This window comes from Salinispora pacifica CNR114, assembly GCF_000514775.1.
Lineage (GTDB): Bacteria > Actinomycetota > Actinomycetes > Mycobacteriales > Micromonosporaceae > Micromonospora > Micromonospora pacifica.
This window is the reverse complement of record NZ_AZWO01000051.1, coordinates 1-21843: the sequence shown is the minus strand read 5'-3', so window position 1 is coordinate 21843 and position 21843 is coordinate 1. Positions and strand designations below refer to the sequence as shown.

The following is a 21843-nucleotide window of genomic DNA, read 5'->3' as shown; positions in this document are numbered from 1 at the left end:
TCCTTCCAGCGGGGGTTGAACTGAGCACAAGAAAAGCCGAAGCGGGCCGGGACACCAGGTCCGCGGCCCGCTTCGCCGGAGCTACTGCTGCGGAACGATGCTGACAGTCTTGCGACCGCGCTTGGTACCGAACTGGACCGAACCGGCGGCCAGCGCGAAGAGCGTGTCGTCCCCGCCCCGACCGACCAGGTCACCCGGGTGGAACTTGGTGCCACGCTGGCGGATGATGATCTCGCCCGCGCTGACGAGCTGACCACCGAAGCGCTTCACGCCGAGCCGCTGGGCCGCAGACTCACGACCGTTACGCGAGCTGGACGCACCCTTTTTGTGAGCCATTGGAGGACGACCTACTTCCCGCTGGAGATGCCGGTCACCTTCACCTGGGTCAACGGCTGACGGTGACCCTGGCGCTTGTGGTAGCCGGTCTTGTTCTTGAACTTGTGGATCCGGATCTTCGGGCCCTTGGTGTGCGCGGCGATCTCACCGGACACCTCGACCTTGGCAAGCTTCGCCGCGTCGGTCACCAGGTCGTCACCGTCGACGAGGAGCACCGCGGCAAGCTGCACCGCGTCACCGGGGGCACCGGCGAGCTTCTCGACCTCGATCACGTCGCCCTCGGCGACCTTGTACTGCTTGCCGCCGGTCTTGACGATCGCGTACATCGGAGGCGGACTCCCTGTCGTTGAGGCTGCTGGCGGTCGTTCCCACGGCGGCTCGCCGGATGACACAAGGCACGGCGGCGCGGGCACGCGGGAGGTCGGCACACCAAAGTGCGCCGCCGGCAAGCGTACGCCATGGTCCGGAGCTCCCCCAAACCGGCCGGCCAAAACGCCCAACCCTACCCGGCAGGAGGGTCCGCCGACCGGACCCGCGGGGCGGGTTCCGGTCGGCGTGGCACCGCCGTCAGGGGCGGGTACGGCGTCGCGCACCGCTCCGGCGGGAGCGCCGCCGGCCCGCGGTTTCGAGCTCCTCGCCGTCCTCGCCGCCCACCGCGTCCGGGTCGTCGGGCGCCGCGAGCCGCGCCATGTCGCCGCTCTGGCTCGCCACCGCGCTCGGGGCAGCCGGTGTTTCCACCTCATAGCGGGACAGGTCATAGCCCATCGTGTCGTAGTAGTCAGCCCCGGACGTCGGGGAGGTGGCCTCCGGGGTGGTGGTACCAGCGCCCCGCGACTCCTCGCTCTCGGACCCGGTCCGCTCGGCGGCGGAGGTCCCCTTCCGCGCCCGCCGGCGGGACGACCCGCCCGACTCGGCCGGCGCCACCGCCTTGACCTTCTCTCCGCTGCCGCCCGTACGTGGCTTCTCCGGCACCGGCTCGGTGTGCAGGATCAACCCACGACCCTTGCAGCACTCACAGGTCTCGCTGAACGCCTCCAGCAGACCGGCACCGATCCGCTTCCGGGTCATCTGCACCAGACCAAGCGAGGTGATCTCCGTCACCTGATGCTTGGTGCGGTCCCGCCCCAGGCACTCGGTCAACCGACGCAGCACCAACTCCCGGTTCGACTCCAGGACCATGTCGATGAAGTCGATGACCACGATGCCGCCGATGTCCCGCAGCCGCAGCTGCCGGACGATCTCCTCGGCGGCTTCCAGGTTGTTCCGGGTAACCGTCTCCTCCAGGTTCCCGCCGGCACCGGTGTACTTGCCGGTGTTCACGTCCACCACGGTCATCGCCTCAGTACGGTCGATCACCAGGTGCCCCCCGGAGGGGAGGAAGACCTTGCGGTCCAGGCCCTTCAGGATCTGCTCGTCGATCCGGTACTCGGTGAAGACGTCCACGGTGCCCACGTGCCGGCGCAGCCGGGCGACCAGGTCCGGCGAGACGTGCGACAGGTACGACTCAACCAGGTCGTACGCGCTCTCACCCTCAATCACCAGCTCCCGGAAGTCCTCGTTGAAGAGGTCCCGGACAACCCGGATGACCAGATCTGGCTCCTCGTAGAGCAACACCGGCGCACCGCCTCGGCCCGCCTTCGCCTGGATGTCCTCCCACTGCGCCTGCAACCGCTTGACATCCCGCGCCAGCTCGTCCTCGGTGGCCCCCTCGGCGGCGGTACGGACGATCACGCCCGCTCCCTCCGGAACCAGCTTCTTCAGCGCGTCCCGCAGGCGCTTGCGCTCGTTGTCCGGCAGCTTGCGGCTGATCCCGGAGGCGTTGCCGCCCGGCACGTAGACGAGGTGCCGGCCGGAGAGCGCCACATGGCTGGTCAGCCGCGCGCCCTTGTGTCCGATCGGATCCTTGGTGACCTGCACCAGGACCGAATCACCGGACTTGAGGGCCTGCTCAATCGAGCGGGCTCGCCCTTCCAGCCCGGTGGCGTCCCAGTTGACCTCACCCGCGTACAGCACGGCGTTGCGGCCGCGCCCGATGTCGACGAACGCCGCCTCCATGCTGGGCAGAACGTTCTGCACCTTGCCCAGATAGACATTGCCGGCCATGGTGACCGCTGAGTTACGGGTGACGTAGTGCTCGACCAGCACCCCGTCCTCCAGTACGGCGATCTGCGTCCGGTCGCCCCGCTGCCGGACCGCCATCACCCGGTCCACCGCCTCCCGGCGGGCCAGGAACTCAGCCTCGCTGAGGATCGGCGGCCGGGTCCGGCGCTGCTCGCGGCCGTCCCGGCGGCGCTGGCGCTTGGCCTCCAGCCTGGTCGAGCCGGAGACGCCCTGCACCTCGTCAACGGTGCGACGCGGCTCCCGGATCTTGACGACCGTGGGCACCCCGTCCTCTGCGGCGGCCTCCACGTCTCCGGCACCACGCCGGCGCCGACGGCGGCGGCGCCGGGTCAGCCCGTCGCCTCCTCCGGCGTCGGCCTCGGCCTCGTCGTCTTCCTCGGCCTCCGGCTCCACCGCCTCGGTCTGGGCAACGGCCTCCTCCTCGGCCTCCTGCTCCTCAACCTCGTCGGCGCCCCCCTTACCCCGGCCACGCCCGCGACGACCCCGCCGACGGCGGCGCCGGCCACCGAGGATGTCGTCCTCGTCCTCGCCCTCGGGGACCTCCCCGGCCTCCTCGACCTCCTCGGCCTCCCCGGCCTCCTCGGTCTTCCGGTCCGCCCCAGGCTCGACGGCCTCGGCCTCCGCGGTCGACTCGCCGTTGCGGCGGCCCCGCCGGCGGCGCCGCGACGTCTCGACCGGCTCCTCCGCGGCCGGCTCGGCGGCGGCCGGTGTCTCGGCGGCCCGGGCCGGCACCGACTCCTCGGGCAACGGAGCCATGAACAGCACTGTTGGGGCGGAGAGCCGGGCACGTCGACCACGAGCCGGGCGCTCCGGCTCGACCGGGTCGGCTACCGCCACCCCGGGCGGCACCTCCCCCACCGCCGCACCGCCGGGTGGAGCCGACTCAGCCGGCTCCTCCTCAGGCGCGGCAACCGGTTCGGGCGCGGTTGACTCAACCGGAGCACCGGTCGGCTCGACGGGAGCATTCGGCTCAGCGGGAGCAATCGGGTCAACCGGAGCAGCGGCCTCAGCCGGGGTGGCGGTCGGCTCGACCGGCGCGGGGACGGTCTTCTTGCGGCGGGTCCGCGTCGCCTTCACCGGCGGCGCGGTCTCCGCCGCCGCCTCCTCCTGCGCGCCGGGGGCTGGCACCGGCTCCGCCGGCGCCTTGGCCGTCGTCGCCTTCCGACGACGACGCGTCGCCTTCGTCGGTGACTCACCCTCGCCCGCGATCGGGGCAAGCACCTCGGCCTGGGGTGCCTCGCCCGCCCCCGGTACGGCGCCGCTACCCGCCTCGATCGGCGCCTCGCTCTGTTCCGGCCGGTTGACCGGGGTCACCCGTTTCCGGCTGACCCGCTTGCGCACCCGGGCCGCCGGCTCGGCCGCGCCGGCACCCACCGCCTCGCTCGTCGTTGGGCCGACCGACGACGGTGTGTCCCCGGCGGGTTCCCGGGCAGCCCGGTCGCCCTTCTCCGACGTGGTGTTCGCGGCGGCGGCACCGTCGCCAACACGGTGTTCGGCGGTCTCGCCATCCGGGTGGAAACCGGTGCGTTCGCCGCCCTCGGGCTCGTTCTCGAGCATGGACGTCTCCAGTTCTGGCTACCCCGGGCGCGGGTGAGCGCTGCCACGCAGGGTCGCCGCAAAAGGTGTTTCCGCCAGTCGCGATCGGCGCGACCGGCGAAGTCTGCCTAGCCAGACACCGACCGTCGGTCAGCGTCCACCGATAACTGCCCCGTCGCGGCCCGCGTCCAACGGATCCGCGATCGCACCCTGCGCGGTCAGCGTGCCCTGAGCCAGCCGGGTCACCCGCGGCGACACCGGCGGCTCCAGGTCGGCCACCACGCGGAGGCCGGAAAGGACGTCATCAGGTCGAACGGCGGGAGTGACCTGCCGCACGACCAGCTCGAGTATCGCACACGGTACTGCCACGGCCTCGGAAGGTGTCTCATCCGACATGATCACATTGATATCGATGACAGCTGCCCGGGCGTCAAAAGTCCGCCGGCCCTGCTTGGTCATCCGCTCGACGAAGACCTCGTCCGCAGCGGTGAAGGCGGCCACCGCCGCGCGCAGCACATCCGGGTCCACCTCCGGCAACTCGATCCGCCAATGCGCCGCCTCGATCCGGTCGACCAGGCTGCCGTCGGTCGCCACCACCGCATCCAGCACGTCGAGTCCGGGCGAGAGGGCCGCGTCAAGCGCCGCCCGCAACGCCGCCGGGTCGACCGACTCCCGCAACCCGATTTCCAGGTACTCGGCCTCGCTCGCCACACCGGTCGGCGCGGCGCTGGCATAGGAGATCTTCGGGTGCGGGGTGAAGCCCTGGGAGTACGCCATCGGTACGCCGGCCCGACGCAGCGCCCGCTCGAAGGCGCGCGCGAAGTCTCGGTGCGAGGTGAACCGCAGTGGCCCCCGCTTGGCGTACCGGAGGCGAATCCGCTGGACGACCGGCGCCTGTCCGCCCTCCGGCTGTCGTTTCCTACTGATCGTTGCGCTCCTCGGTTTCAGGCCGACGACGGTCGCCGGTACCCGGGACCTACTGCTACTGCTGGGCGTCGCTGGGGACCCGCAGCCCGTTGACCGGGGTCAACGGGAGCAGTTTCCTACCCGTCGGGCCGATCTGAATCTCGGTGTCCATGGCCGGGCAGACACCGCAGTCGAAGCACGGCGTCCACCGACAGTCGTCCTGCTCGTACTCGCCCAGGGCGTCCTGCCAGTCCTGCCAGAGCCAGTCCTTGTCCAGGCCCGAGTCCAGGTGATCCCAGGGTAGGACCTCCAGCTCGTCGCGCTCCCGGGTGGTGTACCAGTCGAGGTCGACGCCGAAGTCGGGCAGCACCTCCGCGGCGGCCTCCACCCAACGCTGATACGAGAAGTGCTCGCTCCAGCCGTCGAACCGGCCACCGTTCTCCCAGACCCGCCGGATCACCGCGCCGACCCGGCGGTCACCGCGGGAGAGGAGGCCCTCAATCAGCGACGGCTCGCCGTCGTGGTAGCGGAAGCCGATCGCCCGGCCCAGCGAGCGATCCGCGTTGACGGCCTGTTTGAGCAGCCGCAGCCGATTGTCGATGACCTCCGGCCGGGCCATCGCGGCCCACTGGAACGGGGTGTGCGGCTTCGGCACGAACCCGCCGATGGAGACTGTGCAGCGGATGTCCCGGCTGCCGGTCGCCGCACGGCCGGCCCGGATCACCTCGTGCGCCATCGCCGCGATCTCAAGGACGTCCTCGTCGGTCTCGGTCGGCAGGCCGCACATGAAGTAGAGCTTCACCTGCCGCCAGCCGTTGGTGTAGGCGGTGACCACGGTCCGGATGAGGTCTTCCTTCGACACCATCTTGTTGATCACCTTGCGGATCCGCTCCGACCCGCCCTCCGGGGCGAAGGTCAGCCCGGTCCGCCGGCCGTTGCGGGCCAACTCCTGCGCCAGGTCGATGTTGAACGCGTCCACCCGGGTGGAGGGCAGCGAGAGCGACACGTTGGTGCCCTCGTACTGCTGGGCCAGGCCGGAGCACATGTCGCCGATCTCCGAGTGGTCGGCCGAGGAGAGCGAGAGCAGGCCCACCTCGTGGAAGCCGGAGAACTCCAGCCCCTCCCGCACCATCTGCCCCACCGTGGTGATCGAGCGTTCCCGCACCGGGCGGGTGATCATGCCGGCCTGGCAGAACCGGCAGCCCCGGGTGCAGCCCCGGAAGATCTCCACCGCGTACCGCTCGTGGACCGTCTCCGCCAGCGGCACGAGCGGCTTCTTCGGGTACGGCCACGCGTCCAGGTCCATCGTCGTGCGCTTGTGCACCCGAAACGGCACGTCCGGGCGGTTCGGCACGACCCGCTGAATTCGACCGTCAGGCAGGTAGTCCACGTCGTAGAAGCGCGGCACGTAGACGCTCTCGGTGCGGGCCAGCCGCAGCAGCAGCTCGTCCCGGCCGCCGGGAGAGCCCTCGGCCTTCCACTCCCGAACGATCGTGGTGATCTCCAGGACCGCCTCCTCGCCGTCACCGAGCACCGCGGCGTCAACAAAGGCGGCGATCGGTTCCGGGTTGAACGCAGCGTGCCCACCGGCTACGACCACCGGATCGGCGTCGCCGCGGTCGGCGGCCAGGAGCGGAATTCCCGCCAAGTCAATCGCGGTGAGCAGGTTCGTGTAGCCCAGCTCGGTGGCGAAGGAGACGCCGAAGACATCGAAGTCCCGCACCGGACGGTGCGCGTCAATGGTGAACTGCGGCACCTGGTGGGCGCGCATCAGTCGCTCCAGGTCCGGCCAGACCGCGTACGTCCGCTCCGCGAGCACGTCGGGCTGCTCGTTGAGTACCTCGTACAGGATCTGCACACCCTGGTTGGGCAGGCCGACCTCGTACGCGTCGGGGTACATCAGGGCCCAGCGCACGGCGGCCGTGTCCCAGTCCTTGGCCACCGCCCCCAACTCACCGCCGACGTACTGGATGGGCTTGGCGACCTGGGGCAGCAACGGCTCCAGCCGGGGCCACACGGAGTTGGCCACGGCGCTGCGCGGCGTGGTGGACGGGGCACTCATGATGCCCAAGGGTACGCGCAACGACGACGAGCCCAACGGCGGCGGCTCACGGACCCGGGTAGGTCGGTACTAGCCTCGGGTCGCCGAGAGGAGATTGACACGATGCCGGAGCCGACCAACGCCGAACCGGACGGCCCGACCCGTACCCAGAGGTTCCCCGCCGACGGGAGCACCCAACCACCGGCTCCCGCCGGGAGCGGGTCCGCTGCCGCGCCGCTGCCACGCCGCCGGTCCCGGGCGGAGTCGAGCGAGCCCGCCGCGGCGGAAGGGCGCCCGGAGGCACCGGAGGACCAGACCCCGGTTGATCCGTGGGCCGGCACCGACACCACCGGGTGGGACCTGCTCTCCATCGAGCTGCCGTCGACCCCACCGGCCCCGTCCGCCCCGTCGGCCCCGTTCCCTCCGCCGGCCCCACCGGCCCCGTCCGCCCCGTTCCCTTCGTCAGCCCCGCGACAGCCACCCTCCGCCGGCCCGGCGGCTGCCGCGTCGCCGCCGGCCGGGTACGCGGCCGTCCCCTCGGCCGCACCGGCTCCCACCGATGCTCCCGCCCCAGCTCACCACAGTCACCCGACCCCACCGCCCGCCGGCTTCGCCAGTCCACCAGCACCCGGTCGGCCGACGTCGAAGCCAACCGGCGCGGCACCGAGCCGCAACCGCCGGAAGTGGCCGTGGGCGCTGCTGTTCGTCATCGCGTGCTGCTGCGGCGGCCCGGCCTACTGGGCGACACCGGTGCTCAACCAGTTCCCGGCGCACGCCGCCCTCCCGACCGAGTTCGGGGACCTGCACCTACGCGAGGACCACCACAGCAGACAGACCACGGCGGAGTTGGCGCGGCAGGTCGACGAGGCACACTGGACGGCCAGCGATACCTTCGCCGGCATATACCGCACCGGCGCCGGCAAGAAGGTGACGGTCTTCGGCGGCACCGGCCTCTGGCTCGCGCCGAAGTCAGCAGCGGAAGCCGAGATGGAGCGGCTCACCGGCCAGTACGCGCTCGGCCCGGCACAGGTCATCGGGACCGGGGTCCGCAGCCGGCACGGACGCTGCGCTCTTGGTCACGAGGACGGTACCGACGTCGTGGTCTGCACCTCCGTTGACCACAGCAGCATCGCCACCGCCGTCTTCACCCGGCTCTCGGTGGCAGACAGCGCCACCCTGCTCGGCGCCCTACGGAAGCAGATCGTCGTCCAGCCGGACTGACCCCTCCGGCGTCCGTTCCCGCGACTCGGTCGCCCGGCTGGGTCAATTAGCCGGGGCCCCCGCTCCCCCAGCATCGGTTCAGACCGGGCCCGATTCCCCGTCCACCGGCGGACGGCCACGTGCCGGCGCGTACCGCGGGACATACTCCTGACCGGTGAGCTTCTGAATCTCGCTCATCACCTCATCGGTCATGACCCGCAGCGAGCTGCGGTCGTCCGACCGCCCGGTGAAGTCCAACGGCTTGCCGAACCGGACGGTGATCCGCCCGGTGAAGGGGCGCGGCACCCGAGCACCGATCGGCTGCACCTTGTCGGTGCCGATCATGCCGACCGGGATGATCGGCACACCCGCCGACACCGCGAGCCGGACCGCGCCGGTGCGTCCACGGTAGAGCCGCCCGTCCGGGGAGCGGGTCCCCTCCGGGTAGACGACGACGAGGTCACCGGCGCGGAGCGCGGGGATAGCCGCGTCAAAGGCCGACAGCGCCGCGCGACCGCCGCCCCGTTCGACCGGGATGGCACCGAGACCGGTGAGCACGAACTTGGAGAACCGCCCCTTCAGCCCGGCGCCCCTGAAGTACTCGGACTTGGCCCAGAAGGCCAGGTGCCGGGGGACCGTCGTGCCGAGGAAGAGCTCGTCGGCGACCGAGAGGTGATTGCCAGCGAAGATCGCACCGCCGGTCTCCGGCACGTACTCCAGCCCTTCCACGGTCGGACGGAAGCCCAACCGAAGCGCGGGCGCCAAGGTGAGCTTGCCGATGGTGTAGAGCAGCGGCACTGGTCCTCCGGCTGGTCGAATGCGGGCACAGGGGCGGTGTCACCGTAGCGGACCCCCACCAGACACCCCGCGCGAGGTGCGGCGGGTCCGCTGACCGAGTGACCAACTTTAAGATCAACTTGGCGGGGTGGGGTGCGGAGGGGCACGCCCGGGCCGCCGGCTACGGCCCGAGCCCTTCCGCACCCTGCCTAAACCTGACGGACGGTTACCGCGACCTGCTCACCGTCGCCCACCTCACCGGTGAACCCGGACAGCCCGGGGATGAGCTCCACCGAGTCGGCGAGCACCTCCCGAGCCACCACCTCGTGGTACGTGGAGACCGCCGCCCACACCTGCTCGGATGCGGCGAGCGCGACCACGATCCGGTCCGAGACATCCAGGTCGGCGTCCCGGCGGGCCTGCTGCACCACCCGGATCACATCCCGGGCCAGACCTTCGGCGGCCAGCTCCGGGGTGACCTCGGTGTCCAGGACGACCACGCCCTCACCGCCGGGCAGCGGCGCCGACTGCTCGGCGTCGGCGGCGACCAGCCGCAGCTCGTACTCGCCCTCGGCGAGGGTGACCCCGGCGGCGACCGGTGCGCCGTTGACCAGCTCCCACTCACCGGCCTTGACCGCCCTGATCACCTGCTGGACCGCCTTACCGACCCGCGGGCCAAGGGCCCGGGGCACCACTGTCAACACCTGCTCGCAGTAGCTACCCAACTCGTCGGTGAACTCGACCCGCTTCACGTTGACCTCGTCGGCGACCAGGTCGGCGAAGGGCCGCAGCGTGGCGGCGGCCGGCGTGGCGACGGTCAGCACCGACAGCGGCAGCCGTACCCGCAGACCCCGCGCCTTGCGCAGGGACAACGCCGCCGAGGCGACCCCCCGCACGGCGTCCATCGCGGCGACCAGGTCGTGGTCGGCGGGGAACTCCGCCGCCGCCGGCCAGTCCGTCAGGTGCACCGAACGCTCACCGGTCAGGCCCCGCCAGATCTCCTCGGCCGTCAGCGGCGCCAGCGGTGCGACCACACGACAGAGCGTCTCCAACACCGTCCACAAGGTGTCGAAGGCGTCCTCGTCGCCGGACCAGAATCGATCCCGCGAACGGCGTACGTACCAGTTGGTCAACGCGTCCAGGTAGGACCGAACGGTGGCGCAGGCACCGGAGATGTCGTACCCGTCCAGCTGCGCCTGCACCGTCGAGACCAACTCGTTCGTCTTCGCCAGCACGTACCGGTCGAGCAGGTGCGCCGAGGCGGTGCTCCGCCGCGCCTCACGCCCGTCGGCGTTGGCGTAGAGCGAGAAGAAGTACCAGACGTTCCAGAGCGGCAGCAGCACCTGCCGGACCGCATCCCGGATGCCGGCCTCGTGCACCGCCATGTCACCACCGCGCAGCACCGGGGAGGACATCAGCATCCAGCGCATCGCGTCCGAACCGTAGGTATCAAAGATGTGATAAACGTCCGGGTAGTTACGCAGGCTCTTGGACATCTTGCGCCCATCCGACCCGAGCAGGATGCCGTGACTCAGGCAGTTACGGAACGCGGGCCGGTCAAACAGCGCCGTGGCGAGCACGTGCATCGTGTAGAACCAGCCGCGGGTCTGCCCGATGTACTCGACGATGAAGTCACCCGGGTAGTGGGACTCGAACCAGTCGGCGTTCTCGAACGGGTAGTGCACCTGGGCGAACGGCATCGCACCGGACTCGAACCAGCAGTCCAGCACCTCCGGGACCCGACGCATCACGGACTTCCCGGTCGGGTCGTCCGGGTTGGGGCGGACCAGCTCATCCACCGCGGGCCGGTGCAGGTCGGTCAGGCGTACGCCGAAGTCCCGCTCCAACTCCGCGAGGGAGCCGTAGACATCCACCCGCGGATAGGCCGGGTCGTCGGATCTCCACACCGGGATCGGCGAGCCCCAGAACCGGTTCCGGCTGATCGACCAGTCCCGGGCGTTGGCCAGCCACTTGCCGAACGAGCCGTCCTTGATGTGCCCCGGAGTCCAGTTGATCTGCTGGTTGAGCTCGACCATCCGATCCTTGAACCGGGTCACCGCGACGAACCAGGACGACACCGCCTTGTAGACCAGTGGGGTGTCGCAGCGCCAACAATGTGGGTACGCGTGGGTGTAGGTGTCCTGCCGGAGCACCACGCCCCGTTCCTTCAGCTCCCGGATCACCGGCTTGTTGACGTCGAAGACCTGCTCCCCCTGGTACGGCGGGACCAGCGTGGTAAACCGGGTACGGTCGTCCACCGTGACCACAGTGGGTATGCCGGCGGCGTTACAGGTGTTCTGGTCGTCCTCGCCGAACGCCGGCGCCAGGTGCACGATCCCGGTGCCGTCCTCGGTGGTCACGAAATCCGCGCCGAGCACCTGGTACGCGTGCTCCCCCGCCGGCTCGACCAGGAAGTCGTACAGCGGGGTGTATCGGCGCCCGACCAGGTCCCGGCCGTACACGGTGCCGACCTGCCGGTACCCCTCCAGCTCCTTGGCGTATGCGGCGAGCCGGGCGGCGCCCACCACGTAGCGCTGCCCGTCCCGCTCCAGCACCGCGTACTCGATGTCCGGGCCGACGGCGAGCGCCAGGTTGGACGGCAGCGTCCACGGCGTGGTGGTCCAGACCCCCAACGCGACGGCGCCGCGCAGCAGCTCCGGCGCGCCCTCGTCGGGGGTGAGCGTCAACCACACGCTGAGCGTCGGGTCGTGCCGGTCCCGGTAGACATCATCCATCCGGGTCTCGGTGTTCGACAGCGGCGTCTCGCACCGCCAGCAGTACGCGAGCACCCGGAAGCCCTCGTAGACCAGGCCCTTGTCGTGCAGGCTCTTGAAGGCCCACAGGACGCTCTCCATGTAGTCCAGGTCCAGCGTCTTGTAGTCACTGGCGAAGTCCACCCACCGGGCCTGCCGGGTGACGTAACGCTCCCAGTCCTGGGTGAACTCCAGCACCGAGCTCCGGCAGGCCTCGTTGAACCGGTCCACTCCCAGGTCGAGGATCTCCGCCTTGCTGGTGATGCCGAGCTGTTTCTCGGCGACCACCTCGGCGGGCAGGCCGTGGCAGTCCCAGCCGAACCGACGCTCCACCCGCCGGCCACGCATGGTCTGGTAGCGCGGCACCACGTCCTTGACGTAGCCGGTGAAGAGGTGGCCATAGTGCGGCAGGCCGTTGGCGAACGGCGGGCCGTCGTAGAAGACGTACTCGTTGTCGGCGGGGGCGCCGTCGGCGACGACGCCGTCCGCGGATCGGCGGGAGGCCGGCCGGGCCTCGACGGAGGCCTCAAAGGTCTTGTCGGCCGTCCAGTGCTCCAGGACCCGGCGCTCGATCGCGGGCAGGTCCGGGCTCGCGGGGACTCCGGTCGCGGTCGGGTCATGCAACGGATAGGCCATCGGAGGGTCGCGCTCCTTCGCAGCTCACACTTCGTGGGTCTGCGAGGACGAACCCGTTCCGGACGCCGTCGGCGTGCCGGGGCCGGGCCCGCGGTACCACCCCGCTTGACGATCAGGATCGACCGCCCGCTCGTTGGCCGGCTGTGACGGGCCGGACCCGTCCGGTTCTACTCGGGCGCGGCGGCCCTTTCTTCCGGAGGCTCACCGGTGATAGCCGGGTCGTCGCCGTGGTCGCCAACCCTACCCGACCCCGGGCAGAGATCGCCGCCGACTTCCACCGCCGGACCGGCCGATCACGAAGCTCCGACCAGCTCCATGATCGGCCGGCGTGATCACCGCGGAGCGGGAAGCGTCGTGCTCCAGAGCGAGTTACCGGTGCGGTCCCGCAGGTGGACCGTGCAGGCACCGCTGTCGGCGTCGATACGCACCTCGCCGAAGTGCTGGAAACCCGCCGCGGGGCTGGTGTTCGCGCTGGGCGGCGCGTTGACGAAGACCGCCTGCGGGCCGAACGTGCCGTCCAGCTGGTTGGGGCCGAAAGCGCCGGCGTGCGCCGGACCGGAGACGAACTCCCAGAACGGCGTGAAGTCGCCGATCGCCGCCCGGGCGGGGTCGTAGTGGTGGGCGGCGGTGTAGTGGACATCGGCGGTGAGGAAGAAAATGCCGGTCACCCCGGCGCGATGGGCCGCCCGGAGCACCTCGGCCAGCTCCAACTCCCGGCCCGCCGGCGCCCCCGGGTCGCCCTGCGCCACACCCTCCTGGGCCGACCCGTCTGGCACCACCAGCCCGAGCGGCAGGTCAGCGGCGATCACCTTCCACGTCGCCCGGGAGCGGGTCAGCTCGCGGATCAGCCACTCCCGCTGCTCCCGGCCGAGCAGCCCCCGGTCCGGGTCCGGGTAGTTGTTCCCGTCGTTCGGGTCCTTGTGCGTACGCATGTCCAGCACGAAGACGTCCAACAACGGCCCGTACGGCAACCGCCGGTAGCGGGGGCCCCGGATCGGGGTGGGCAACCACTCGTCGAACGCCTGCCGGGCACGGGCGGCGAGCACGTCGACCCGCTTCTCCGTGTACCGGTCATCGGTGAGCACCTCACCCGGGTACCAGTTATTCGTCACCTCGTGGTCGTCCCACTGGTTGATCTGCGGCACCTCGGCCACGAACGCCCGCAGGTGCTCGTCGAGCAGGTTGTACGCGTACTGCCCCCGGAACTCCGCCAGGGTCTCGGCGACCTTGCTCTTCTCCGGGGTGACGAGGTTCCGCCAGACCCGCCCGTCCGGCAGCGACACCGTCTCGGTCAGCGGGTTGTCGGCGTACACCGTGTCACCGCCACAGAGGAAGAAGTCGGGTTCGGCGGCGCGCATGGCGGCGAAGATGGACATGCCGCCGAAGTCGGGGGCGATGCCCCAGCCCTGCCCCGCGATGTCTGCGGTCCAGACAAACCGGATGTCGCGCCGCGAGCCTGGACCGGGGGCGGTCCGCAGGGAGCCGGTCAGCGGCTCACTGCACAACCCGGGCCGGTCCAGGCTCTCCGCCCGAACCCGGTAGTACCAGCGCTCACCGGCCGGCAACCCGCGCAGTCGTACCTTGCCGGTGAAGTCCCCGGTCGGGTCCAGGACCGGCCCACGCAGCCGCCGGGCGTCCCGCAGGTCCGGCCGACGGCCCACCTCCACCAGCATCCGGCCGGGCCGATCAGCCCGGGTCCACACCACCGCCGACTCGGCGGAGAAGTCGCCGCTCTGCACCCCGTGCGTCAGAACGGGACGACCGGCTGGGCGCCAACCCGCGGCGGCGGGCCCGGCGGCGCCGCCGACACCTCCCAGGAGCGCTCCGCCAGCGGCTCCCGCGCCCACGGCAAGGCCGGTCCGCAGGAGCGTACGTCGATCGAACTCGGTCATGGTTCCTCCCGGGTCGGGGACTTACCCCGCCGGTCTACCGAACCGACATGACCTTTCCCCGCGGCCCAGATGGCCACCCCGGGAACACCCGATGACGACCGCGCCGCGGGCGCGACACCACCCTGCCGTGGGCGCGACCCTACCGTCGGCGCGCGCGACAACACCTCAGCCGCGGTCCTCAGACCAGTTCCGGGAACCAGAGCCCGATCTCGCGCTTCGCGCTGTCGACGGAGTCGGAGGCGTGCACGAGGTTCTCCCGGTTCGACAACGACAGGTCACCCCGGATGGTGCCGGCCGCGGCCCGCCGGCCATCGGTGACGCCGATCATGCCACGTACCACCTCGATGACCTGATCGCCCGAGAGCACCAGCGCGACCAGCGGGCCGCTGGTCATGAAGGTCTTCAGCGGCGGGTAGAAGGGCTTGCCGACGTGCTCGGCGTAGTGCTGATCGGCGAAGTCCTCATCCAGCGTCCGCTGCACCATCGCGTCGAGCCGCAGGCCCTTACCCTCGAATCGGGAGATAATCTCGCCGACCAGCCCGCGGCGGACCGCGTCGGGCTTGATCAATACGAGCGTACGCTCCTCGGGACTGCTGCTGGACACGCTGTTCCTCCTGTACACCGAAGGCGACCGGGCTGGGTACGGTCAGCGTATCGGCCCGGTCTCGGCGCCGGCGCGGCGGTCGGTCCTTCCCCCGGCGGGCGAGCCGGCCTAGCCTGACCCCTACCCCCTCCAGGAGGTCCACAGTGGCGAATGGCGGTAGCCGCCCGATCGCGCCGGTCCGCAAGCTGGTCGGCGCGGCGCTGGGCACGGTGGCTACGTTCGTGGTCTTGTTCGGCCTGGGCATGCCGAGTTGGTCGATCGTGGCGCTCGGCGGCGCCATCCTGGTGCTGGCGGTCGCCCTCGCCACAGTTCGCGCCGGCGGCCGCACCTGGGTCATCGGTGAAGGGGCCGTACACACCGTCTCCGAGCCACCAACCCAATACGCGTTCGGCCGCTGCGAGCTGCAGCTCTTCATCGACGCACCGGGGCTACCACCCCGTTCCAAAAAGATCATCGAACCGCGGGTGCCGGTCGCCAAGTGGCCGGCGCCGGGCCAGACCCTACCGATCCGGGTGGCGCTCGACGACCAGCGGCACGTTCGCGTTCTCTGGGACGAGGTGCTCACCCACGCCGAAGCCGCGCGGGTCAGCGGGGCGGACCTGCCCCCACACTATCCGGACCCAGACCTACCGGCAGAAGAGCTACTGATCCAGCAGGAGGCACCGCCGTGGGCCGGCCGGGCAGTCGACGACGAGTTCCGGGACCCGTACGGCGACCCGGTCCCGCCGCCGCCCGAACCCAGCACGGTCGTCGTACACCAGGTCCCTGGTGGCCCGACAGTTCTGGACGGGGAACTGGTCAACCCGCCCGCCCCGGGCGACCTACCGCGGCGCGCCGCGCCGAGCCCTCGACCTCCGGCCGAACAACGATTCGACCCATCGACCGGGGCGACACCGTTCCCGGCGGCGCCATTCGAGACCTCGTCCACCGCCACGCCGGCTCGCCCGACCCCCGAAGGGCCCGGACCGATGGCCGAGGGGTTCCGGGTTCCGGCCCCAGCAGACCCGATCGACCTGCCCCTGGACGACCCGATGCCGCCGTACGCCGAGGAACCGGTGATCCCGGACCTGGACGAGGCGATCTTCGGGGAGCCCGCCGGTGACCCGCCGATCGCCGGGGTGGGGTTCACTTTGCTCGTCACCAACCTGACGCGGTCGCTCACCTTCTACCAGGACCTCGGCTTCACCGAAGTTGACCAGGGCTCCGGGAACGCGGTGCTCGCCTCCGGGGCGACCCGCCTGGTGCTCCGGGAGGCCACCGAGGCCGTCCCCATCAGCCGTCGGCTCGTACATGTCAACCTTGAGGTTGACGACATCGAGGAGGCCTACACGCGGCTGCGCGAATCCGGCGTCCGCTTCACCTATCCGCCACGGGTCGTCAACCGTGGGTCGAAGCTGGAGGTGTGGGCGGCCGCCTTCCGCGACCCGGACGGGCACGGCATCGCCCTCACCCAGTGGCGGGAACGCGCCGAGGCCTGAGTGGGCCGGTCAGCCCAGGATCACCCGCCGCACGTGCAGGGCGTACGCCCACACCAACGCGAAGATGACCCCGAGCACCAGCAGCGACCAGTGCAACGCGCCGGCGAGCAGCAACGCGCCCTGCAGAACGACCCCCGCCGACCAGGCCCAGGCACGACGGATCATTCCGGCCAGCAGCACCGCCACCACCGCCAGCGTCACCACAGCGGCGATCGCGGCAGCACTCAGCCCGCCGCCGACCACCCGGATCGGCTGGATGGCCAGCACCAGGACCAGGGCCTCAAGGCTCAGGAGCCCGGCACCGAGACCGGCCACCGCCCGCTGCGGATTACGCAACCCGGAGCGGCGCGGCGGAGACGCCGAGCCCGGCGACAGCTCGCCCGCCGGTCCCGAACCCGGCGACAGCCCGGCCGCCGGTCCTGAACCCTTCGGCAGCCCGGCCGCCGGTCCTGAGCCGGCCGGACGCCCGGCGGCGGTCATCGCTTCAGCAGCCGGCGGGCGTCGGCCACGGTCACCACCGAACCGGTGACGAGTACGCCGATCCCGGCCAGCTCACCGGGGACATCCTGCTCGGCCAGCGCCACCGCCGCCTCGATGGCGTCCGGCATCTGCTCCGCCACCACCACCCGGTCCGGGCCGAAAACGTCGGCGGCGAGCGTCGCCAGCTCCCGGGTGGGCATCGCCCGCGGCGAGCTGTTTCGGGTGACCACCAGCTGGTCAACCACCGGCTCCAGCAGTTCGAGCAGGCCGAATGCGTCCTTGTCACCGAGGACACCGAGGACGGCGACCAGTTTGCTGAACGCGAACTCCTCCTGCAGCGCGGTGACCGTGGCCGCCATGCCCTGCGGGTTGTGCGCGCCGTCGAGCAGCACGGTCGGGGCGGTGCGGACCCGCTCCAACCGCCCCGGCGAGCTCACCGCGGCGAACCCCTCCCGGACCGTCTCGACATCCAGCTGGCGGCGCGCACCCGCCCCGAGGAACGCCTCCACGGCCGCGAGCGCCACGGCGGCGTTCTGCGCCTGGTGGGCACCGTGCAACGGGACGAAGAGCTCCTTGTACTGCCCGCCGAGCCCCTGCAGGGTGAGCACCTGGCCACCGACCGCGACGGCCCGACGCAACACCCCAAACTCGGCGCCTTCTCGGGCGATCGTCGCGCCGACCTCGGCGCAGCGCTCGAGCACCGGACGCGCTGCCTCCTCCTCCTGCCCGGCCGAGATCACCGTCGCGCCCTTGTGGATGATGCCCGCCTTGTGGAGCGCGATGTCGGAGATCGTGTCGCCGAGCCACTCGGTGTGATCGAGCCCGATCGGAGTCAACACCGTGACACCGGCCTGCAGGACGTTGGTCGAGTCCTCCGCGCCACCGAGGCCCACCTCGACGACGGCGACATCCACCGGCGCGTCGGCAAAGGTGGCGAAGGCCAGCGCCGTGGTCAGGTCGAAGTAGGTCAGGGGCTCCGCGGATCTTTGGTCAACGAGTTGGGCCAGCGGCGCCACCTCGCGGTAGGTGGCGACGAACCGCTGTTCGTCCACCGGCTCGTCGTCCAGGCTGATCCGCTCGCGGACGGTCTCCAGGTGTGGGCTGGTGTATCGCCCGGTGTGCAGCCCGAACGCCCGCAACAGCGAGTCGATCATGCGAGCTGTCGAGGTCTTACCGTTGGTGCCGGTGAGGTGGATCGACGGGTACGCCCGCTGTGGGCTCCCGAGCAGATCCAGCAGCATCTCGATCCGGTCCAGCTCGAAGGCCATCCGGGTGAACCCGCGAGTGGCGAGTTCCGCCTCGACGGCGGCGAAGTCAGTCTGCTCGCTCATGAGGGGAGGGCCTCCAAAGCCGTGTCGATGCGCACCAGGTCGGCCTCGGCGGCGGCGAGCCGGTCGCGGATCTTCTGCACCACCGGCTCGGGTGCCTTCCCCACGAACGCCGGGTTGTCGAGCTTGGTCCGGGCCTGTCCGACCTCCTTCGCCGCCGCCACCCGGTCCTTGGTCAACCGCGCCCGCTCGGCCGACACGTCGATCGACCCGCGGGTGTCCAGCGCGACACCCACCTCACCGGGCAGGGTCAGAACGGCGCTGGCCTGGAAGTCCGTCCCTGCCACGTCGAGGCGCACCAGCGACCGGATCAGCGGTTCGTGCCCAGCGATACCGGCGCCGGCCAATCCGTCGAGCCGGGCCACGACCCGCTGGGTCGGACGCAGCCCCTGGTCGGAACGGAACCGCCGGATCTCGGTGACCACCCGCTGGAGCGCGGCGATCTCCGTCTCCGCGGCGGCGTCAACCAACGCCCGGTCGGCGGCCGGCCAGGCTGCCGTCATGACCGTCTCACCGCCGGTCAAGGCGATCCACAACTCGTCGGTGAGGAACGGGATGATCGGGTGCAGCAGCCGCAGCAGTTGGTCCAGCACCTGCCCGAGGACGCGCCGAGTGACATCCGCGGCCGGACCACCGGCAGCCAGGAGTGGCTTGGTCAGCTCCACGTACCAGTCGCAGACCTCATCCCACGCGAAGTGGTACAGCAGGTCGCAAACCTTTGCGAACTCGTACGCCTCGAACTGCTCGTCCGCCTCCACGGTGACACGCGCGAGCCGGGAGAGAATCCAGCGGTCGACTGTTGACAGTTCCGTCGCCGGCGGTAGCGCCCCCCGGGTGTGCGCGCCGTTCAACAGGGCGAACCGAGTCGCGTTCCAGAGCTTGTTGCAGAAGTTACGGGAGCCCTGGCACCACTCTTCGCTGACGGCGACGTCCCCGCCGGGGTTCGCACCACGGGCCAGGGTGAACCGGGTGGCATCGGCGCCGTACCGATCAACCCAGTCCAGCGGATCAACCACGTTGCCGAACGACTTCGACATCTTCTTGCCGTGCTCGTCGCGGACCATGCCGTGCAGCGCGACCACGTCGAAGGGCTGTCGGCCGTCCATCGCGTAGAGGCCGAACATCATCATCCGGGCGACCCAGAAGAAGAGGATGTCGTAGCCGGTGACCAGGACGCTCGTCGGGTAGAACTTGGCCAGTTCCGGAGTCTGCTCCGGCCAGCCGAGGGTGGAGAACGGCCACAGCCCGCTGGAGAACCAGGTGTCCAGCACATCCTCGTCCTGGCGCCAGCCGTCGCCGGTCGGCGGCGTCTCGTCCGGACCAACGCAGACGACCTCACCGGCCGGGCCGTACCAGACCGGGATGCGGTGCCCCCACCACAGCTGGCGGGAGATGCACCAGTCGTGCATGTTGTCGACCCAGGCGAAGTACCGCTTGGCCAGCTCCGCCGGCTCAATCCGCACCCGTCCGTCCCGCACCGCGTCACCAGCCGCCTTGGCCAACGGGGAGGTGTTGATGAACCACTGCAACGACAGGCGGGGCTCCACCGTCGTACGGCAGCGTGAGCAGTGACCGACCGCATGCGAGTACGGGCGCTTCTCGGCCACGATCCGGCCCTGTTCCCGCAGGGCGGCGACGATGGCGGGACGCGCCTCGTACCGGTCCAGGCCGGCGAACGGCCCGGGCGCGGTGATGACCCCCCGCTCATCCATGATCGTGTGGGACGGCAGGTCGTGCCGCTGGCCGATCTCGAAGTCGTTCGGGTCGTGCGCCGGGGTCACCTTCACCATGCCGGTGCCGAAGGTCGGGTCAACATGCTCGTCCCCGACGATCGGAATGCGCCGGCCGGTCAGCGGCAGCTCGACCTCGGTGCCGATCAGGTGCTGGTAGCGCTCGTCCTCGGGATGCACCGCGACGGCGGTGTCACCGAGCATCGTCTCCGCCCGGGTGGTGGCCACCACGACCTCGTCGCTGTATCGGATCGACACCAGCTCACCGTCGTCGTCCGTGTGCTCCACCTCGATGTCCGACAGCGCGGTGAGGCAGCGCGGGCACCAGTTGATGATCCGCTCGGCCCGATAGATCAACCCGTCCTCGTACAGCGCCTTGAACATGGTTTGGACGGCCCGCGACAGGCCCGCGTCCATGGTGAACCGCTCCCGCTCCCAGTCGACGGAGTCGCCGAGCCGGCGCATCTGCCCAAGAATCGCGCCCCCGGACTCGGCCTTCCACTGCCAGACCCGCTCCACGAACGCCTCGCGGCCGAGGTCATGCCGGGACAGGCCCTGCTCGCCCAGCTGCCGCTCCACGACGTTCTGGGTGGCGATACCGGCGTGATCCATCCCGGGCAGCCAGAGCGTCTCGTAGCCCTGCATGCGCTTCCGCCGGATCAGAGCGTCCTGCATCGTGTGGTCCAGCGCGTGCCCCATGTGCAGCGAGCCGGTGACGTTCGGTGGCGGGATAACGATGGTGTACGGGGGTTTGTCGCTCTCCGCCGACGCGCGGAAGTGTCCGCCGGCTACCCACTGCTCGTACCGTCGCTGCTCCACCTCGCCCGGCAGGTACTGGCCGGCAAGGGTCGGGGCGTCGGGGCGTTGGGCGTCCAGTCTCTCGGTCACTCCTGGAAGTCTACGGAGAGCTTCCGCGGACCCTACGTGCGCCACCAGGGCTTCGCGTACGGTGTCGGTTATGTCCAACGGGCACCTCAGTGAACGCGCCGTCAACGAGGCTCCCGAGCCAGTCAACCTGACCGACGAGCCGATCCGACTCGACGGCGAGGACCCGGCTCCGAAGCCCAAGCAAACCGGCATCCGAGCTCGTCGCCGCCGGGTGGCCTGGCTGCTGGCGGCAGCCGTGGGGCTCGCTGGCGCGGGAACCTTCGGCGCTGTGGGCTGGCGCGTCTTCCAGCAGCAGGACACCACGGTAGCCAGCCCAGCGCAGGTGGCCGGGTTGACTCGGGACGACAGCGAGCCGGCCCGCAGCACGGCCGACTATCTCCGGAACGGGTTCGCGGCCGGCATCGAGTTGGACCAGAGCTTCGGCACCGTCTACCGGGATCCGACGGACGAACGCCGGCCGGTGCTCGTCTTCGGCGGCACCACGCTGCTCTGGCAGCCCGAACGCGACCTGGACAGTCTGTTCGGGCTGATGGCCGACGAAACTGGTCAGGTCAGTGGCCTGCGGAGCCTCTCCCCAGGCCCCCTTGGTGGGGTGCTGAAGTGTGGCACCACCAGCGGCACGGGTGGCGATTTCGCTGTGTGCGGCTGGGCGGACCATGGAAGCGTGGTGATGGGCCTGTTTCCGGATCATCCGGTAGAAGACGCCGCTGACCTGTTCCGGAAGATGCGCAACGAGATGCAGACCCGCTGATCGGAGGAAGCGGTGATGGCGGTGTTGTCTTCCGGGTGGTGTGCCCGGCGGGAAAAGCGTTGAGGGCCGACCCGGGTAGGGTCGGCCCTCAACAAAAGTTTTGCCCGGCGGTGTCCTACTCTCCCACACCCTCCCGAGTGCAGTACCATCGGCGCTGGAGGGCTTAGCTTCCGGGTTCGGAATGTAACCGGGCGTTTCCCCTCCGCCATGACCGCCGTAACACTTATCGACATATCAAACACACCCAACACCACAGGCAATGTTTGCTTGCCAAGAGATACACAGTGGACGCGTAGCAACTTAGTAGTCAAGTCCTCGGCCTATTAGTACCGGTCAACTGAACCCGTTACCGAGCTTACATTTCCGGCCTATCAACCCAGTCGTCT

At 70.4% G+C, this 21843-nt stretch carries 15 protein-coding genes and 2 rRNA genes; 3 read left to right on the top strand and 14 right to left on the bottom strand.

What is annotated here, in order from left to right:
- Nucleotides 1-81 precede the first annotated feature (81 nt).
- The 5 genes from rpmA to B118_RS0122825 all read right to left on the bottom strand — a co-directional run bounded on the left by rpmA (nucleotide 82) and on the right by B118_RS0122825 (nucleotide 6961).
- Nucleotides 82-336 carry a 50S ribosomal protein L27 gene (gene rpmA / locus B118_RS0122845; RefSeq protein WP_020608316.1) on the bottom strand — a complete coding sequence of 85 codons (255 nt, stop codon included), beginning with the start codon at nucleotides 334-336 and terminating at the stop codon, nucleotides 82-84.
- A gap of 11 nt (nucleotides 337-347) precedes the next feature.
- Nucleotides 348-662: a 50S ribosomal protein L21 gene (gene rplU / locus B118_RS0122840; protein WP_018223008.1), complete on the bottom strand. Its 315-nt coding sequence runs from the start codon at nucleotides 660-662 to the stop codon at nucleotides 348-350.
- A gap of 241 nt (nucleotides 663-903) precedes the next feature.
- The gene (locus B118_RS0122835; RefSeq protein ID WP_028193506.1) at nucleotides 904-4014 is read right to left on the bottom strand and encodes an Rne/Rng family ribonuclease; all 3111 of its coding nucleotides are present in this window, start codon (nucleotides 4012-4014) and stop codon (nucleotides 904-906) included.
- Between the two features lie 129 nt (nucleotides 4015-4143).
- Complete coding sequence (locus tag B118_RS0122830) at nucleotides 4144-4869, bottom strand: TIGR03936 family radical SAM-associated protein (protein ID WP_080635209.1); 726 nt, start codon at nucleotides 4867-4869, stop codon at nucleotides 4144-4146.
- Nucleotides 4870-4975: 106 nt separating this feature from the next.
- Nucleotides 4976-6961 (bottom strand): TIGR03960 family B12-binding radical SAM protein, encoded by a 1986-nt coding sequence (locus B118_RS0122825; protein ID WP_018813017.1) that lies wholly within the window; start codon nucleotides 6959-6961, stop codon nucleotides 4976-4978.
- A gap of 102 nt (nucleotides 6962-7063) precedes the next feature.
- Between B118_RS0122825 and B118_RS0122820 the strand changes: the two genes are divergently transcribed.
- Nucleotides 7064-8161, top strand: coding sequence for a hypothetical protein (locus B118_RS0122820; protein WP_026271035.1), 1098 nt, complete (start codon nucleotides 7064-7066; stop codon nucleotides 8159-8161).
- A 78-nt stretch (nucleotides 8162-8239) separates the two neighbouring features.
- Here B118_RS0122820 and B118_RS0122815 read toward each other — a convergent pair whose 3' ends face one another.
- The 4 genes from B118_RS0122815 to ndk form a co-directional block, all read right to left on the bottom strand.
- Nucleotides 8240-8938: a lysophospholipid acyltransferase family protein gene (locus tag B118_RS0122815; RefSeq protein WP_018813018.1), complete on the bottom strand. Its 699-nt coding sequence runs from the start codon at nucleotides 8936-8938 to the stop codon at nucleotides 8240-8242.
- 188 nt (nucleotides 8939-9126) lie between these two features.
- Entirely contained in the window at nucleotides 9127-12306 is a 3180-nt protein-coding gene (gene ileS / locus B118_RS0122810) for an isoleucine--tRNA ligase (protein ID WP_018813019.1), read from the bottom strand.
- Between the two features lie 332 nt (nucleotides 12307-12638).
- Nucleotides 12639-14198, bottom strand: a complete 1560-nt coding sequence (locus B118_RS0122800) for an alkaline phosphatase D family protein (protein WP_018813021.1) — start codon at nucleotides 14196-14198, stop codon at nucleotides 12639-12641.
- A gap of 178 nt (nucleotides 14199-14376) precedes the next feature.
- The gene (ndk, locus tag B118_RS0122795; protein ID WP_018222997.1) at nucleotides 14377-14802 is read right to left on the bottom strand and encodes a nucleoside-diphosphate kinase; all 426 of its coding nucleotides are present in this window, start codon (nucleotides 14800-14802) and stop codon (nucleotides 14377-14379) included.
- Between the two features lie 143 nt (nucleotides 14803-14945).
- Here ndk and B118_RS0122790 point away from each other — a divergent pair, with 143 nt between their 5' ends.
- Entirely contained in the window at nucleotides 14946-16280 is a 1335-nt protein-coding gene (locus B118_RS0122790; RefSeq protein ID WP_028189030.1) for a VOC family protein, read from the top strand.
- A gap of 9 nt (nucleotides 16281-16289) precedes the next feature.
- Here the strand turns inward: B118_RS0122790 and B118_RS0122785 are convergent, their stop codons facing one another.
- The 3 genes from B118_RS0122785 to B118_RS0122775 are packed head-to-tail and all read right to left on the bottom strand — an operon-like array spanning nucleotide 16290 to nucleotide 20706.
- Nucleotides 16290-16760, bottom strand: coding sequence for a DUF4233 domain-containing protein (locus tag B118_RS0122785; RefSeq protein ID WP_018813023.1), 471 nt, complete (start codon nucleotides 16758-16760; stop codon nucleotides 16290-16292).
- Nucleotides 16757-18091 (bottom strand): bifunctional folylpolyglutamate synthase/dihydrofolate synthase, encoded by a 1335-nt coding sequence (locus tag B118_RS0122780; RefSeq protein ID WP_028193505.1) that lies wholly within the window; start codon nucleotides 18089-18091, stop codon nucleotides 16757-16759. The genes B118_RS0122785 and B118_RS0122780 overlap by 4 nt, the downstream gene beginning before the upstream one ends.
- The gene (locus tag B118_RS0122775) at nucleotides 18088-20706 is read right to left on the bottom strand and encodes a valine--tRNA ligase (RefSeq protein WP_028185505.1); all 2619 of its coding nucleotides are present in this window, start codon (nucleotides 20704-20706) and stop codon (nucleotides 18088-18090) included. The genes B118_RS0122780 and B118_RS0122775 overlap by 4 nt, the downstream gene beginning before the upstream one ends.
- Nucleotides 20707-20776: 70 nt before the next feature.
- On the opposite strand from B118_RS0122775, the gene B118_RS0122770 reads away from it, so the two are divergent.
- A complete protein-coding gene (locus B118_RS0122770) occupies nucleotides 20777-21457 on the top strand; it encodes a hypothetical protein (protein WP_028193504.1) in 681 nt (226 codons plus the stop codon).
- A 102-nt stretch (nucleotides 21458-21559) separates the two neighbouring features.
- On the opposite strand, the gene rrf is transcribed toward B118_RS0122770, so the two are convergent.
- Together rrf and B118_RS0122760 are read right to left on the bottom strand one after the other, a co-directional pair.
- Nucleotides 21560-21676, bottom strand: a 5S ribosomal RNA gene (gene rrf / locus B118_RS0122765).
- Nucleotides 21677-21760: 84 nt separating this feature from the next.
- A 23S ribosomal RNA gene (locus B118_RS0122760) occupies nucleotides 21761-21843 on the bottom strand; the annotation flags it as partial.

What these genes read in the sequence shown, in the direction of transcription:
- B118_RS0122825 (WP_018813017.1), bottom strand. Translation starts at nt 6,961, where the DNA reads ATGAGTGCCCCGTCCACCACGCCGCGCAGCGCCGTGGCCAACTCCGTG.
- B118_RS0122820 (WP_026271035.1), top strand. Translation starts at nt 7,064, where the DNA reads ATGCCGGAGCCGACCAACGCCGAACCGGACGGCCCGACCCGTACCCAG.
- ileS (WP_018813019.1), bottom strand. Translation starts at nt 12,306, where the DNA reads ATGGCCTATCCGTTGCATGACCCGACCGCGACCGGAGTCCCCGCGAGC.
- B118_RS0122835 (WP_028193506.1), bottom strand. Translation starts at nt 4,014, where the DNA reads ATGCTCGAGAACGAGCCCGAGGGCGGCGAACGCACCGGTTTCCACCCG.
- B118_RS0122800 (WP_018813021.1), bottom strand. Translation starts at nt 14,198, where the DNA reads ATGACCGAGTTCGATCGACGTACGCTCCTGCGGACCGGCCTTGCCGTG.
- rplU (WP_018223008.1), bottom strand. Translation starts at nt 662, where the DNA reads ATGTACGCGATCGTCAAGACCGGCGGCAAGCAGTACAAGGTCGCCGAG.
- B118_RS0122785 (WP_018813023.1), bottom strand. Translation starts at nt 16,760, where the DNA reads ATGACCGCCGCCGGGCGTCCGGCCGGCTCAGGACCGGCGGCCGGGCTG.
- B118_RS0122780 (WP_028193505.1), bottom strand. Translation starts at nt 18,091, where the DNA reads ATGAGCGAGCAGACTGACTTCGCCGCCGTCGAGGCGGAACTCGCCACT.
- B118_RS0122770 (WP_028193504.1), top strand. Translation starts at nt 20,777, where the DNA reads ATGTCCAACGGGCACCTCAGTGAACGCGCCGTCAACGAGGCTCCCGAG.
- rpmA (WP_020608316.1), bottom strand. Translation starts at nt 336, where the DNA reads ATGGCTCACAAAAAGGGTGCGTCCAGCTCGCGTAACGGTCGTGAGTCT.